This is a genomic window from Allobosea sp. GW821-FHT12C12, assembly GCF_058807355.1.
On the sequence record NZ_JBXAQP010000007.1, the window covers coordinates 19,608 to 34,699 of the forward strand.

Consider the following 15,092-nt stretch of genomic DNA (forward strand, 5'->3'; position numbering starts at 1 on the left):
ATCGTGAAAATTTGGGTTAAACGCGATTAAATACTAAGAGTCTGCTTATTGAAGATGACGGTGTGGCGTGAGGTTCTGCTAGCACAGTTCCCGGCAGAGGGTTCGGATTGGGCTGCTGCGCTCCCCAATTTGCCTTCACCCGCCTGCCATGATCCTCTCCGGCCAGCGCGGCGCGAGGCATCCGGATGAAACCGGGCAGCCGATTGTGCCGCCTTGAGGAAACGAAGCGAGCGAGAAGCCATGGCCGGCCAGACCACAGCGACGATGCACGACATCCTCCAGCGCGGCGCGGACGACGCGCCGGCGATCGGCGCGCCCGGCCAGCCCTGGCTCAGCTTCGGCGGCTTGCGCGCGCTCGCGGGCGAGACGCTGGCCGCGCTCAACGGCGTCGGCATCGGGCGCAGCGACCGGGTCGCGATCGTGCTGCCGAACGGGCCGGCGATGGCCTCGAATTTCGTCGCGGTCGCCGGCGCGGCGACGGCCGCCCCGCTCAATCCCGCCTACCGCGCCGAGGAGTTCGAGTTCTACCTGACCGATCTCCAGCCCAAGGCGCTGATCGTGCAGGAGGGCGACGAGACGCCGGCGCGCGCGGTGGCGGAAAAACTCGGCGTCGCGGTGATCGTGCTGATGCCTGAGGCCGGTGGCCCGGCCGGGCGCTACAGGCTCGACACGAGCGGGCTCGCACAGGCCGCGCCGGCGGCCGGCGGTCCGGCTGAAGCCGACGACGTCGCGCTGGTGCTGCACACATCCGGCACCACGGCGCGGCCCAAGATCGTGCCGCTGAGCAACGCCAACCTCGCGGCCTCGGCCCGCCACATCGCGGCTTCGCTCGCGCTGCAACCGGACGATCTCTGCCTCAACATCATGCCGCTGTTTCACATCCACGGCCTGATCGCGGCGGTGCTGAGTTCGCTCGGCGCAGGCGCGTCGGTCTCGTGCACGCCGGGCTTCAACGCGCTCAAGGTCTTCGGCTGGCTCGAGGAGGTGAAGCCGAGCTGGTATACCGCCGTGCCGACGATGCATCAGGCGATCCTGGGCCGCGCCGCGCACAATGCCGAGCGCGTGCGCAGCGCGCCGCTTCGCTTCGTGCGCTCGTCCTCGGCCTCGCTGCCGCCGCAGGTGATGGCGGAGCTGGAAGCCGCCTTCGGCTGCCCGGTGATCGAGGCCTACGGCATGACTGAGGCGACGCACCAGATGTGCGCCAACCCGCTGCCGCCGCGCGCGCGAAAACCCGGGTCGGTCGGCGTCGCGGCCGGACCCGAGGTCGCGATCATGAATGACGCCGGCGCGCTGCTCGCGCAGGGCGAGACCGGCGAGGTGGTGATCCGCGGGCCGAACGTGACCGCCGGCTACGCCTCCAATCCCGACGCCAATCTGAAGGCCTATGCCGGCGGCTGGTTCCGCACCGGCGACCAGGGCAGGCTCGACGAGGAGGGCTATCTCTTCCTGACCGGGCGGCTGAAGGAGATCATCAACCGCGGCGGCGAGAAGGTCAGTCCGCTCGAGGTCGACACCGTGCTGATGGACCATCCGGCGGTGGCGCAGGTCGTGACCTTCGCGATGCCCCATCCCAAGCTCGGCGAGGAGGTCGCGGCGGTCGTGGTGCTGCGCGAGGGCATGAGCGCCACCGAGCGCGAGATCCGCGATTTCGCCGGTGCGCGGCTGGCCGATTTCAAGACGCCGCGCAGGGTGCTCTTCGTCGACGAGATCCCGAAGGGCGCGACCGGCAAGCTGCAGCGCGTCGGCCTCGCCCAGAAGCTCGGCCTCGGCGCGGAGGCGGCCGCGTGAGCGCTTCGCCTTCGATCTGCATCTTCGGGGCCGGCGCCATCGGCGGTTTTCTGGCGGCGAAACTGGAGGCTTCCGGCACCCCGGTCACGGTGATCGCGCGCGGACCGCATCTGGAGGCGATGCAGGCGCGCGGCCTGACGCTGCTCAGCGGCGGCGAGACGGTCGCGACGAAGCCGCGTGTCGCCGCCGATCCCGCGTCGGTCGGAGCGCAGGACTATCTCTTCATCACGCTCAAGGCGCATTCGATCGAGCCGGCGCTGCCGCAGCTCAGACCGCTGATCGGGCCGCGGACGACGATCGTCGCCGCGGTCAACGGCGTGCCCTGGTGGTATGCCTACAAGCTCGACGGCCCGTTCCGGGACCGGATCGTCACCTCGGTCGATCCTGACGGCACGCTCTGGCGCGACCTGCCCGCCGGCCAGGCGCTGGGCTGCATCGTCTATCCCGCCGCCGAGATCGCCGAGCCCGGAGTCATCGTCCACACCTATGGCGACCGCTTCACGCTCGGCGAGCCCGACGGCAGCCGCTCGGAGCGGGCGGCAAAGCTCTCCGAGCTGATGATCAGGGCGGGGCTCAAGGCCCCCGTCAGGCCGCGTATCCGCGACGATCTCTGGGTCAAGCTCTGGGGCAACATGGCCTTCAACCCGCTGAGCGCGCTCACGGGCGCGACACTCGACGTGGTCGTCGCCGACGCCGGCACGCGCGCGGCGGCGCGCGCCATGATGCTCGAGGGCCAGGCGGTGGCCGAGGCGCTCGGCGTACGCTTCGCCATCGACGTCGACAAGCGCATCGAGGGCGCTGCCGAGGTCGGACGGCACAAGACCTCGATGCTGCAGGATCTGGAGAAGGGTCGCCCGCTCGAGATCGAGGCGCTGCTCGGCGCGGTCGTCGAGATGGCCGGCTGGGTCGAGGCGCCGACGCCGATCTCGCAGGCGATCCTCGCTCTCGTGCGACAGCGCGCGGCGATGCGCTGAGCGTCGCCCGCGACCATCTGGGCAAGCGCGCCGCCGCCGCTATACTGGCTATGCAAAACCGGAGCCGCGCGATGTCCTTCCTGAAATCCCTGTTCGGCGGCAAGAAGGAGCCGGCTGCCGCGGCCGGGCCGCTCAAGAGCCTGGAACATGCCGGCTTCACCATCCATGCGACGCCGTATCGGGAAGGCGGGCAGTTTCAGCTCTGCGGCGTGGTCGAAAAGGAGATCGACGGCGTGCTGCGTTCGCACCGTTTCGTCAGGGCGGATCGTTTTCCCAGCGCCGAGGAGGCGGCGGACTTCGCGCTCGTGAAGGGCCAGCAACTCATCGATCAGCAAGGCGAAATAATTTTCAGATGATGACTTTGCGTTTTCTGTGCTAGTATTGCGCCTGACGTTTCGGCAGAAGCGTCTCCGGAGCAGCGCGAATGACGATCTCGACTGGTATTTTTCATTCTGAAATTACTGATGATCAATAAATAGGCAATCTATATTTCAAATCATTGCCCCGGACCCTCTGCCGTCGATAAAGGTGGTCGATCGAATTTTAATGATTTTTTGTCACATCTATTGCTTGATGAATGCGCGCTCCTGCATTCGTTGCCCGATGGAATGTCCTGATGCCCAAGGCGGTGGCCGAATCCGACGCCCCCGATCGCGACGACACTGTGTTCGCACGACGGATCGCGTCCGGGTTGGAGACGCTGATCGAAGGCGACCTCGGCCCAGCGATCGCCGCGCCGGGGGCCGGCCTGTCGCAGTCCTGGTTCTCGGACGTACTCGAGCACTTGCCGGCCTGCGTCTACATGACCGACCCGGAGGGGCTCGTCACCTATTACAACCGCGCCGCCGTGGCGATGGCCGGCCGCGAGCCGCGGCTGGGCGAGGACCGCTGGTGCGTGACGCATCGCCTCTTCAGCATGGATGGGGCGCCGCTCGCCCATGACGACTGCCCGATGGCGCTGGCGCTCCGCGAAGGCCGGCCGATCCGCGGCGTCGAGGCGCAGCTGGAGCGGCCCGACGGCGCGCGCGTGCCGTTCATGCCGTTTCCGACGCCGATCTTCGATCCCGCCGGCCGCCTGGTCGGCGGCTTCAACCTGCTGCTCGACATCAGCGAGCGCAAGCAGGCCGAGAAGCGGCTGGCGGAGGCGCGCCGGCGCGACATGCTGACCGGCCTGCCGAACCGGCCGGCGCTGAGCGCCCATCTGTCCCAGCGCATCGCGCAAGCGGGACAGGAGCCGGCGGGCTTCATCGTGATGCGGCTCGATCTCGACGGCTTCAAGGCGCTGAACGACGAGCACGGCCATGTCCTCGGCGATGCGATCCTGGTCGAGGCGGCCGAACGGCTGCGCGGCGTCGCCGGCGACGCCTTCCTCGCGCGGATCGGCGGCGACGAATTCGTTCTGGTCTTGGGCGCAGGCGAGGCCGATGCCGAGATCGGCGTCATGGCCGAGCGCGTGCACGGGGCGTTCGCCGCGCCGTTCCAGTTCGGCGGCGGCGCCTTCCGCGTCAGCCTCAGCGCGGGCTGCGCCCGCTTCCCGCGCGACGGCGACGACGAGATCAGGCTGGTCGCCGCAGCCAACGCGGCGCTGCATCTGGCCAGGCCCGAGGGTCCCGGCTGCGTGCGCATGTTCGATCTGGCCGAGCAGGAGCGCGAGCAGCAGCGCCTCGGCTTCCGGCGCGATCTCGGCGCGGCGATCGCGGAGGGCGCGATCGGGGTGCATTACCAGCCGCTGTTCAGGGCCGACGGCGCGATCGCCGGTTTCGAGGCGCTGGCGCGCTGGTTCGATCCGCAGCGCGGCGAGGTCGCGCCCGCGAGCTTCATCCCGGCGGCGGAGGAGGGCGGGCTGATCGCGGCGCTCGACGCCTTCGTGCTGCGGCAGGCCTGCCGCGAGGCGGCCGGCTGGGGCCAGCCGCTGCGCATCTCGGTCAACGTCTCGGCGCTGGAGTTCCAGTCGGGCGATCTCGTGGCGCGCGTCGAGGCGGCGCTCGCCGAGACAGGTCTCGATCCGGAGCGGCTCGAACTGGAGGTCACCGAAGGCGTGATGGTCACCGACGCCGACCGCGCCATGGCGACCTTCGCGCGACTGAGGGCGCTCGGGGTGCGCATCGCGCTCGACGATTTTGGCACCGGCTATTCCTCGCTGTCCTATCTGCATCGCTTCCCGCTGACGACGCTGAAGATCGACAAGAGCTTCGTCGCCAAGCTCGGCGTGACGCTGGAATCGGTCGCGATCACGCGCGCCGTGATCCAGCTCGGCCATGCGCTCGGCATCGAGGTCGTGGCCGAAGGCGTCGAGACGCCCGAGCAGCTCGACTTCCTGATCCAGGAGGGCTGCGACCTGACGCAGGGCTTCCTGCTCGGCCGGCCGCTGGAAGCGGAGGCCTGGCGCACGGCCACGGCGGCCTGAGGCGCGACATCCGGGCGCGGCCGCGGAACGATGCCGGCATGGGCCGGTTGATGAGACATATCCATCAACCAAGGAGTGATGCCGATGGGCGCCCTCACAGGGAAATCGATTCTGATCCTCGCCGCGAGCGGTTTCGAGCAATCCGAGCTCGACGTGCCGCATGCGAAGCTGAAGGAGGCAGGCGCGACCGTTGACGTCGCCTCGCTCGAGGCCGGCGAAATCAGGGGTTGGGACAAGAAGGACTGGGGTAGACCGGTCAAGGTCGACAAGACGCTCGATCAGGTCAGCGCCGACGCCTATGACGCGATCGTCCTGCCTGGCGGCCAGATGAATCCCGACACGCTGCGCGGCGAGGCTGACGCGCTGGCGCTGATCAGGAGCTTCTTCAGTCAGGGCAAGGTGGTCGCCGCCGTCTGCCATGCGCCCTGGCTTCTGATCGACACCGGCATCGCCGAGGGCCGCAGACTGACGTCCTACAAGACGATCAGGCAGGATCTCGTCAACGCCGGCGCGCAGTGGGAGGACAGCGCCGTCGTCGCCGACAAGGGCGTCGTGACCTCGCGCAATCCGGGCGATCTGCCGGCCTTCGTCGCCAAGATCATCGAAGAGGTGAACGAGGGCCGCCACGAGCGCAAGGCAGCCTGAGGTTTCGACACCTATTGCTGCAAAGCCGATACCGAGGGCCTCCCATCAAGCCGGGAGGCCCTGTCTCATCGACGGCTTCGCCTTCGCGGCCACGACTTCCATCGACGCCGGGCCGCCCTGCCGCCGAAGCGCTTGTGCGGCCTCGCGCCCGCGCCTAATCCTCGACGCAGGACGCCGCCATCCAGAAGCGGCGCTGGCGAGGAAACATGGTCTCCGACGATCCGCGCTTCGCGCCGGACTCCTCCTATGCCTGGCTCCGGCTCGCGCTCTCGCTCCTGCTCGGCGCCGTCGCCTGCGTCGGCACCTGGTCGGTCGTGGTGGTGCTGCCGACGGTGCAGGCCGAGTTCGGCACGCTGCGGGCCGGCGCTTCGCTGCCCTATACCAGCGTCATGCTCGGCTTCGGCTTCGGCAACCTGATAATGGGCCGCGTCGCCGACCGCTACGGCATCGTCGTACCGATCGTCATCGGCGCGCTCTGCCTCGGCCTCGGCTTCACGCTGGCGGGCCTGTCCGGCTCGCTCTGGCAGTTCGCCCTGGCGTATGGGCTTCTGATCGGAATAGGCGGGGCGGCGGGCTTCGCGCCGCTGATCGCCGACCTGTCGCACTGGTTCCACAAGCATCGCGGGCTCGCCGTGGTGGCCGGGGCGTCGGGCAGCTATCTCGCAGGCGCGATCTGGCCCCAGATCATCACCTGGGGCCTCAACAATCATGGCTGGCGCGCCACCCATATCGGCATCGGCATCGTGGCGCTGGCGGTGATGCTGCCGCTGGCGGTGTTCTTCCGCAGGCGGCCGAACGCCGCCTCGCTGGCCGCGGCCGAGGCGTCGAGCGCCGGCGCGCGCGGCGATCTCGGCCTGTCGCCGAATCAGCTCACGGCGCTGCTGGCCGCGGCCGGTTTCGCGTGCTGCGTCGCGATGGCGATGCCGCAGGTGCATCTCGTCGCCTATTGCGGCGATCTCGGCTACGGCGTGGCGCGCGGCGCCGACATGCTCTCGCTGATGCTGCTGCTCGGCATCGTCAGCCGCATCGGCTCGGGCTTCGTCTCCGACCGGATCGGCGGCACGGCGACGCTGGCGCTGGGCTCGGCGATGCAGGCCGTGGCGCTGTTCCTCTATCTCTGGTTCGACGGTCTGACCTCGCTCTACATCGTCACCGCGATCTTCGGCCTGTTCCAGGGCGGGATCGTGCCGATGTACGCCGTCATCATCCGCGACTACCTGCCGCCGCGCGAGGCCGGCGCGCGCATCGGCCTAGTCATGTCGGCGACGGTCCTCGGCATGGCCTTCGGCGGCTACGTCTCGGGCGCGATCTTCGACTGGACGGCATCGTATCGGGCGGCGTTTCTGAACGGGCTGGCGTGGAACATGCTCAACCTCGCAGTCGTGGCGTGGCTGATGCTGCGGGCGCGGCCGCGGCTGGCGGCGGCCTGATCAGCCGCCCGGCCGATACGTCCCGAAACACCAGAGATGGCCTTCCGGGTCCTTGCAGATGAAGTCGCGGCTGCCATAGGGCTGGTCGGTCGGCTCCATGCAGATGTCGGCGCCGGCCGCGCGCGCCCGCTCGCAGCGGGCGTCGATGTCGTCGGTCGCGACATAGGGCGAGGCGGTCGTGCCGCCGAGGTCGGCCGGGCGCGAGACCAGCTTGCCGAAGTCGTTGTTCTCGGACGAGCCGAGCATGATAACGCTGGCGCCGAGCCGCAATTCGCCGTGCAGCAGCGTCTTGCCGTCTTCGGAATAATAGGCGGCGAGTTTCTCGAAGCCGAAGGCCTCGATCAGCCAGTCGAACATGCCCGGCCCATCGGCATAGCGCAGCGAGATGCAGATCATCGGCGGTTGCGTCGGCATGATGTCTCTTTTCCCGGATCGAGTGCTTTCTCGCGGCGGCGCTTGACGCATTCCGCGCGCTGGACGATGTCGGCTCAACGAAGAAGAATCCAGCCGAGGATACGTCCATGCTCAAGACCACCATCGCCGGCAGCCTGCCGAAGCCGCTCTGGTTGGCCGAGCCCGAGAAGCTCTGGGCGCCGTGGCGGCTGGAGGGAGAGGCGCTCGAGGCGGGCAAGCGCGATGCCACCATCCTGGCGGTGAAGCTGCAGGAGGACGCGGGCCTCGACATCGTCGGCGACGGCGAGCAGGCGCGGGTGCATTTCGTGCACGGCTTCCTGACCAATCTCGACGGCATCGACTTCGCCAGGAAGACGATCATGGGCATCCGCAACGACCGCTACAAGGCCGAGGTGCCGACAGTGACCGGGCCGATCCGGCGTAAGGGTGCGGTGCACCGCATGGAGGCGGAAGCGGCCCGCGCCCACACCACGCGCAAGCTGAAGTTCACGCTGCCGGGTCCGATGACCATCGTCGACACCATCGCGGACGAGCATTATGGCCGGCGCGAGGACCTCGCCATGGCCTTCGCCGAGGCGCTGAACGAGGAGGCGCACGAACTGCAGGCGATCGGGGTCGACGTGATCCAGTTCGACGAGCCGGCCTACAACGTCTACATGGAAGCGGTCCCGGACTGGGGCATCGCCTGCCTGGAGCGCGCCGCGCGCGGCCTGACCGCGACCACCGCCGTCCACATCTGCTACGGCTACGGCATCAAGGCGAACATCGACTGGAAGGCGACGCTCGGCGAGCAATGGCGCCATTACGAGCAGACCTTTCCGGCGATCGCGAAGAGCTCGATCGGCCAGGTTTCGCTCGAATGCCGCAACTCGAAGGTGCCGCTGGAGCTGATCAGGCTGCTCGACGGCAAGGACGTGCTGGCCGGCGCGATCGACGTGGCGTCCGATGCGATCGAAACGCCCGAGGAGGTCGCGGCGACGATCCGCGCGGTGCTGAAATTCGTCGCGCCCGAGAAGCTCTACCCCTGCACCAATTGCGGGCTCGCGCCGATGTCCTTCGACGTCGCCTATGGCAAGCTCGCCGCATTGGCGCGGGGCGCGGCGCTGGTGAGGCGGGAACTCGGTCGTGCCGGTTGAGAAGAGGACCATGAAGGGCGTCACCCGTTTCGAGCATCGTCGCCAGCCGGTGATCCCGGCCAGGCGTTTCGCGCTGCGGCTCGTCCGGGCGGTGGCGCTTTATCTCGGGCTCGCCATCGTCGGCATGGCGATCGGCATGGCGGGCTATGGCCTGACCGAGGGGATGAGCACGGTCGACGCCTTCGTCAACGCGGCGATGATCCTCTCCGGCATGGGGCCGATGGGCGAACTGAAGACCGAGGCAGGGAAGATCTTCGCCGGTTTCTATGCGTTGTTCTCCGGGCTCTTCGTGGTGATCGCGAGCGGCTTCGTGCTGGCGCCGGTGATGCATCGTGTGCTCCATTCCTTTCATGTCGACGAGGGGAAGGGCGACGATGGCTGAACCGGGACTGATGCCGGAGGAGGAGCCGCGGGGCGCGCTGACGGTGCGCACCATCGCGATGCCGGCCGACACCAACGCGAATGGCGACATTTTCGGCGGCTGGGTGATGTCGCGGATGGATTCGGCCGGCGGCATCGCCGGGGTCGACCGGGCGCAGGGCCGTGTCGTCACCGTCGCGGTCGAGGCGATGACCTTCATCCGCCCGGTCAAGGTCGGCGACGTGCTCAGCGTCTACACGCAGGTCGAGAGCGTCGGCCGGACCTCGATGAAAATCCATGTCGAGGCCTGGGCGCGGCGCTTCCGCACGACGCTGCACGAGAAAGTGACGGATGCGAGCTTCACCTTCGTCGCCATCGACGAGGAGGGGCGGCCCAGGCCCGTTCCTGACCTGTCCCGTTCGGCCTAGAAAATGCGGTGAATTCTGCGACGGCGATAAGTGAATGTTCACCGCCCCGACAGGTTGAAGCAAAGCATTAACATTTGTGACAGGCGATGATGGTTTCGTTGGGTCAGGTCCACCCGAGTAGCCATCATGAGTTCGCCGATCGTCCGTATCGCCAGCCACCTCCGCCGCACGTTCGACAGGCTGCGGTCGGATGAGCGCGGCGCCATCATCCTCATGTTCGCGTTGGTGCTGCCCGTCATCCTGGCGCTTACGCTGTCGCTTGTCGACTACAGCCGCGCCGCGACGGCGCGGCAGGTCCTGCAAAGCAGCCTGGATGCGGCAACGCTCGCGGCCGCGAAGTCGACCGCGACGACCGACAGCGAAATCCAGGCCCTCGGCTTGCGGATGCTGAACGCCAATCTGGCCGCCAGCGGGCTGGGTCCGGCCAAGACCGCGACCTTCACGATCAGCTCGGATCTGCGCGTCTCCGGGTCGGCGACGTTCGACGTGCCGGCGACGGTCGCGAGCCTGATCGGCCGCTCGACCGTGCCTGTCGGCACCTCCGCGGAAGTCGCGCGCAGCTCCAACAACATCGAGGTCGGGATCGCGCTCGACATCACCGGCTCGATGGCCGGCGCGCCGCTGGCCGACATGAAGAGCGCGGCCAAGGAACTCGTCGATCTGATCGTCAAGGACGTGCAGACCCCGCATTATTCGAAGGTGGCGCTGGTTCCTTATGCGAGCGCCGTGAACCTCGGCGCCTACGCGAACACTGTCCGCGGCACCCTGACGAACGGAAGCTGCGACACCCCCGGCTGCCAGCGCTACCGCTTCTACGCCGCCGACAATAGCCGGCCGACATATGACGCCTCCACCTGCGTGACCGAACGCACGGGTTCCGAAGCCTATACCGACGCCGCACCGTCGATCGCGCGGGTCGGGCGGCAGTATATCGGCAGCCCCAATGGCGACGCCAACCGCTGCCCGAGCGCGTCCATCATCCCGATGACGACGAACCGGACCACGCTGAAGAACAGCATCGACACCTATCAGGCTCAAGGATCCACAGCCGGGAATATCGGGCTGGCCTGGGCCTGGTACATGGTCTCGCAGAATTTCGGCAGCCTGTGGCCGTCCGCGGAATCACGGCCCGCCGCCTATGGCACGCGCGACCTCATCAAGGTCGTCATCCTGATGACCGATGGTGAGTTCAACACCGCCTATGCGGACGGCGTGCTGTCGAAGGATTCCAGTTTCGGCTCCGACAGCTATCAGATCAACAAGAACGCCACCAACGGCACGTCGCACAACCAGGCCGTTGCGCTTTGCAACGCGGTCAAGCAGAAGAACATCATCCTCTACACGGTCGGATTCAACCTGAACTCGGCCAATGCCCGCAACCTGATGCAGACATGCGCCACAAGCCCGGCTCATGCCTACCTGCCCAGCAGCGGCACGGCGCTGAAGGACGCTTTCCGGGCGATCGCGCAGGAAATCAATTCGCTGCGGATCTCGCGCTGAAGCAGTGGGCAAGCCTTAAGCAAACATGAAGGCCGGGTTGCAAATACTGATTCAGAAGAATCCGATGCTTTAAGCGTTTTTTAAGCGCGTTCCCCGCACTCTGTCGGTCAGATGGCCTGATCCGATAGATCGCTCAAAAAAAGAGGGGAACGTTCCATGCTCAATCGTCGCACCGTCGTGACTGGCCTTGCCTCCGCCTCCGCCGTTTCGCTGCTTCCCAACATCGCCTTCGCCGAAACCGGCGTGACGGCAGACAAGATCGTGCTCGGCCAGGCGGCGGTGTTCGAGGGGCCCGCCAGCGCGCTGGGTCTGGGCATGCGCGACGGCCTGACGGCCGCCTTCGCCGAGGTCAACGCCAAGGGCGGCGTCGGCGGGCGCAAGCTCGAACTGATGACGCAGGACGACGGCTACGAGCCCGGAAAGTCGGTCGAGGCGACCAAGGCGCTGATCGCCAAGGACGTCTTCGCTCTCGTCGGGCCGGTCGGCACCCCGACGGCGATGGCCGCCCACCCGATCGCCAAGGAGGCCGGCCTGCCCTTCATCGGCGCCTTCACCGGCGCGGAAGGCCTGCGCGACCCCTATCTGCCGCATGTCGTCAACGTCCGCGCCTCCTATTTCCAGGAGACCGAGGTCTGGATCGAGCGCCTCGTCAAGGACAAGGGCTTCTCCAGGATCGCGATCTTCTATCAGGACGACGCCTTCGGCCGCGCGGGTCTCGCCGGCGTCAAGAAGGCGATGGAAGCGCGCAAGATGACCCTCGCCGCCGAGGGCACCTTCGAGCGCAACACGGTCGCGGTCCGTTCCGCCCTGCTCGAAATCCGCAAGGCCAATCCGGAAGCCGTCGTCATGGTCGGCCCCTACAAGCCCTGCGCCGAGTTCATCAAGCTGTGCAAGCAGGTGAAGTTCGAGCCGGTGTTCATGAACATCTCCTTCGTCGGGTCGGACGCGCTCGCCGCCGAACTCGGCGACGCCGGCGCCGGGGTCTACGTCACCCAGGTCGTCCCGCTGCCGAGCGACGCCTCGATCCCGGTGGTCAGGGCCTATCAGGCCGCGCTCGCCGCCAGCGCGGCCGCGGACAAGAAGCCCGGCTTCGTCTCGCTCGAAGGCTATCTCGTCGGCCGCACCGTGATCGCGGCGCTGGAAAAGGCCGGCAAGGAGCCGACGCGCAAGGCCTTCATGGAAGCCCTGACCAACGGCTCCTACGACTTCGGCGGGTTCAAGATGACCTTCGGCCCGAACGACAACCGCGGCTCCGACGACGTCTATCTGACGGTGATCGGCTCCGACGGCAAGTTCAAGTCGGTCACCTCGCTGACCGCCTGAGCCTCATCTTCCGCGTTGCATTCCGGAGAGTAACATGACGAAGGCCAAGAAGCCGACGCGCCAGCGCGCGCCGCTGCGCATCGGCATCGCCGCGCGCATCTACGCCGCGCTCGGCGTCCTGACCACGCTGACGCTCGTGGCGTCGGCCGTCGCCTGGCTCTCCTACGACCGCGTCAACCTGACGGTCGGCGAAATGGTCGAGCGCAAGATGCCCACCGTGGAGGCTGCGCTCGAACTCTCCCAGGCCGCGACGCAGTCGACGGCGCTGGCGCCGCGCTTCATGAGTGTCCAGTCCGTGCAGCAGCGCGCCAAGCTGACCTCCGAGCTCGATGCGATCGAGGCCAGGCAGTTCGATCTGATCCGGCGCGTGGGTCAGGTCGGCGGCGTCGACATGAAGCCCGTCCAGAAGGCGGTCGACGAGTTGTCGCGCCAGATCAACGACATCAACGACCTGACCGGAGAAAGGCTGCGCAACGCGGCCGAGATGGCGACCTCGCTCGAGCAGCTCAACAAGGTCCGCGAAGACTTCGTCAAGGCGGTCGGCACCGAGGCCGACGAGCGCCAGTTCAACGTCGTGCTCGGCATCGAAAGCGTGAAGGGGCTGACCGGCGCCGAGCTGGACGATTCGCTCAAGACGCTGAACGAGCGCGAGTTCCCGGCCTTCGACCTCGCCCGCAAGCTGGAGGCGCAGGTCAACGAGCTGATCGGCCTGCTTCGCGAGGTCGTGCAGATCGCCGACAAGTCCCAGCTCGGCATCGCGCGCGAGCGTTTCAACGCGGTCGTGATCCGCATCCGCAGGGACATGGTCGCCGCCGACAAGATCGCGCCCAATACCGCGCGAACCCGCACCATCAACGCCGTCATCGATGTCGGCGAGGGCTCGAGCGGCGTGGTCGAGGTCCGACAGCGCGACATTGTCACGCAGGACGCGATCAATGCCGGCCTGCGCGAGGTCGACCAGGCGGCCGCGGCGATGCGCGCCGAGGTCGACAAGCTCGTCAAATCCGCCCGCTCCGAGGCGGTCGCCGCCAGCGCCTCGACCTCGGCCCTGATCGAGCAGAGCAAGATGTGGCTCGGCGCGATCGGCGTCGGCTCGCTGCTGGTGGCGCTGGTGCTGTCGCTGCTCTATGTCCGCCCCATGATCGTCGGCCGCCTCAACCGGCTCTGGTCGGCGACGCGGGCGATCGCCGACGGCCAGCTCGAAACCGTGGTCGACGCCAAGGGCAACGACGAGATCTCCGACATCTCCAGGAGCGTGCTGCTCTTCCGCGACAATGCGGTGGCGCTGCGCGCCGCCGAGGCCGCCAAGATCGATGACGATCTGCGCGCCCGGGAGCAGCGCCGCGAGATGATGCAGGAGCTCGGCGCGGCCTTCGGCGCCGTGGTCAGCGCGGCCGCGGCCGGCGACTTCAGCCAGCGCGTCGCCGCGACCTTCGCGGACGCCGAGCTCAATTCGCTCGCCGAGGCGGTCAACACGCTGCTTGAAACCGTGCAGACAGGCCTGTCCGAAACCTGCGAGGTTCTGGGCGAGCTCTCGGCCGGGCATCTTTCGACGCGTGTCAAGGGGATGTACCAAGGCGCTTTCGCCGAACTCAAGACCGGCGCCAACGGCCTTGCCGACGAGTTCGAGAGCACGCTGGCGCGGCTTTCGGACACCGTTTCGGCGGTGCGCAGCGCGACCTCGGAAATCCTCGACGGCGTCACCGACCTCGCCGAGCGCACCAGCGAGGAGAGCAACGCCGTCTCGATGGCGACGAACCAGCTCGGCGCCTTCGCCGGGACGGTCAAGAAGACCGCGAGCGAAGCCGCCCAGGCGATGGGCATGGCGGAGGGCGCCGAGGCTCGCGCCCAGCAGGGCGAGAAGGTCGTTGCCTCGGCGCTGGAAGCGATGCAGCGCATCAGAAGCTCGTCCAACAAGATCTCCGAGGTCATCGCGATGATCGACGAGATCGCCTTCCAGACCAATCTGCTGGCGCTCAACGCGGCGGTGGAAGCGGCGCGGGCCGGCGATGCGGGGCGCGGGTTCGCGGTCGTCGCCTCTGAGGTGCGCAGCCTGGCCAAGCGCTCGGCCGACGCCTCCAACGACGTCAAGAAACTCGTCCAGGCCGCCCATGGCGACGTGCAGGTCGGCGTCGGCCTCGTCGAGGAGACGTCGGCGATGTTCGAGGCGATCGTGTCCTCCGTGAACGACCTGACCGGGCTGATGAACGGCATCTCGCTCACCGCCCGCAGCCAGGCCAACGACGTCTCGACGATCAGCAACGAGATCGACGGCATCGGCACCATGGCGCATCAGAACGCGGCGCTGGTCGAGGAGACCAATGCGGCGCTGGCGCTGACCGACGAGCAGACCCGCGCCCTCACCGAGCATATCGGCCGCTTCAAGTTCCGCGAGGGGCATGTCGCCGAGCACGAGGACGGCGAAATGGTGGCGCGCGCCGCCTGAGCGGGGTTGGAATTCATCGACGGGATGCCGCCGCTCCGCTGAGCGGCGGCATGCCTGTTTTTGGAATGGTCGGCGACAGGCTGGCTTTTCTCGTGCGCGCCTGAGCCGGGGCGCATGACGCGATGGTGATCGCATTCCGCCCCCGTCGCGGCCTCCGCCGGTGGACTTGGACGGCACCTCTTCGGTAGATTGACTGTTCATGAGGGCCTGACGGAGCAGGCGCATCGCTGCTTTGCCGCCT

The 15,092-nt window shown here is 67.7% G+C and carries 13 protein-coding genes; 12 read left to right on the forward strand and 1 reads right to left on the reverse strand.

The genetic code is table 11. From position 1 onward, the window contains the following. The first annotated feature begins 240 nt into the window (after window positions 1-240). The 6 genes from AC1RRW_RS11675 (at window position 241) to AC1RRW_RS11700 (ending at window position 7,244) form a co-directional block, all read left to right on the forward strand. Window positions 241-1,788, forward strand: a complete 1,548-nt coding sequence (locus AC1RRW_RS11675; protein WP_492900928.1) for an acyl--CoA ligase — start codon at window positions 241-243, stop codon at window positions 1,786-1,788. Beyond that, complete coding sequence (locus AC1RRW_RS11680; RefSeq protein WP_492900929.1) at window positions 1,785-2,762, forward strand: 2-dehydropantoate 2-reductase; 978 nt, start codon at window positions 1,785-1,787, stop codon at window positions 2,760-2,762. Before AC1RRW_RS11675 ends, AC1RRW_RS11680 begins: the two co-directional genes overlap by 4 nt. Before the next feature lie 71 nt (window positions 2,763-2,833). Further along, entirely contained in the window at window positions 2,834-3,118 is a 285-nt protein-coding gene (locus AC1RRW_RS11685) for an HlyU family transcriptional regulator (RefSeq protein WP_492900930.1), read from the forward strand. A 260-nt stretch (window positions 3,119-3,378) separates the two neighbouring features. Then, window positions 3,379-5,169, forward strand: a complete 1,791-nt coding sequence (locus AC1RRW_RS11690; protein WP_492900931.1) for a putative bifunctional diguanylate cyclase/phosphodiesterase — start codon at window positions 3,379-3,381, stop codon at window positions 5,167-5,169. Between the two features lie 84 nt (window positions 5,170-5,253). Then, window positions 5,254-5,814 carry a type 1 glutamine amidotransferase domain-containing protein gene (locus tag AC1RRW_RS11695; RefSeq protein ID WP_492900932.1) on the forward strand — a complete coding sequence of 187 codons (561 nt, stop codon included), beginning with the start codon at window positions 5,254-5,256 and terminating at the stop codon, window positions 5,812-5,814. A 206-nt stretch (window positions 5,815-6,020) separates the two neighbouring features. Continuing rightward, a complete protein-coding gene (locus tag AC1RRW_RS11700) occupies window positions 6,021-7,244 on the forward strand; it encodes an MFS transporter (protein WP_492900933.1) in 1,224 nt (407 codons plus the stop codon). On the opposite strand, the gene AC1RRW_RS11705 is transcribed toward AC1RRW_RS11700, so the two are convergent. After that, entirely contained in the window at window positions 7,245-7,658 is a 414-nt protein-coding gene (locus tag AC1RRW_RS11705; protein WP_492900934.1) for a VOC family protein, read from the reverse strand. It abuts the gene before it with no gap. A 107-nt stretch (window positions 7,659-7,765) separates the two neighbouring features. Between AC1RRW_RS11705 and AC1RRW_RS11710 the strand changes: the two genes are divergently transcribed. The 6 genes from AC1RRW_RS11710 (at window position 7,766) to AC1RRW_RS11735 (ending at window position 14,851) form a co-directional block, all read left to right on the forward strand. After that, entirely contained in the window at window positions 7,766-8,794 is a 1,029-nt protein-coding gene (locus AC1RRW_RS11710) for a methionine synthase (protein ID WP_492900936.1), read from the forward strand. Then, complete coding sequence (locus tag AC1RRW_RS11715; protein ID WP_492900937.1) at window positions 8,784-9,176, forward strand: hypothetical protein; 393 nt, start codon at window positions 8,784-8,786, stop codon at window positions 9,174-9,176. The genes AC1RRW_RS11710 and AC1RRW_RS11715 overlap by 11 nt, the downstream gene beginning before the upstream one ends. Then, a complete protein-coding gene (locus AC1RRW_RS11720; RefSeq protein ID WP_492900938.1) occupies window positions 9,169-9,582 on the forward strand; it encodes an acyl-CoA thioesterase in 414 nt (137 codons plus the stop codon). Before AC1RRW_RS11715 ends, AC1RRW_RS11720 begins: the two co-directional genes overlap by 8 nt. Window positions 9,583-9,708: 126 nt before the next feature. Beyond that, on the forward strand, window positions 9,709-11,082 hold the full coding sequence (locus AC1RRW_RS11725) for a pilus assembly protein TadG-related protein (RefSeq protein ID WP_492900939.1): 1,374 nt from the start codon (window positions 9,709-9,711) through the stop codon (window positions 11,080-11,082). A 156-nt stretch (window positions 11,083-11,238) separates the two neighbouring features. Beyond that, a complete protein-coding gene (locus tag AC1RRW_RS11730; protein ID WP_492900940.1) occupies window positions 11,239-12,405 on the forward strand; it encodes an ABC transporter substrate-binding protein in 1,167 nt (388 codons plus the stop codon). A 34-nt stretch (window positions 12,406-12,439) separates the two neighbouring features. After that, the gene (locus tag AC1RRW_RS11735) at window positions 12,440-14,851 is read left to right on the forward strand and encodes a methyl-accepting chemotaxis protein (RefSeq protein ID WP_492900941.1); all 2,412 of its coding nucleotides are present in this window, start codon (window positions 12,440-12,442) and stop codon (window positions 14,849-14,851) included. Window positions 14,852-15,092: the final 241 nt, after the last annotated feature.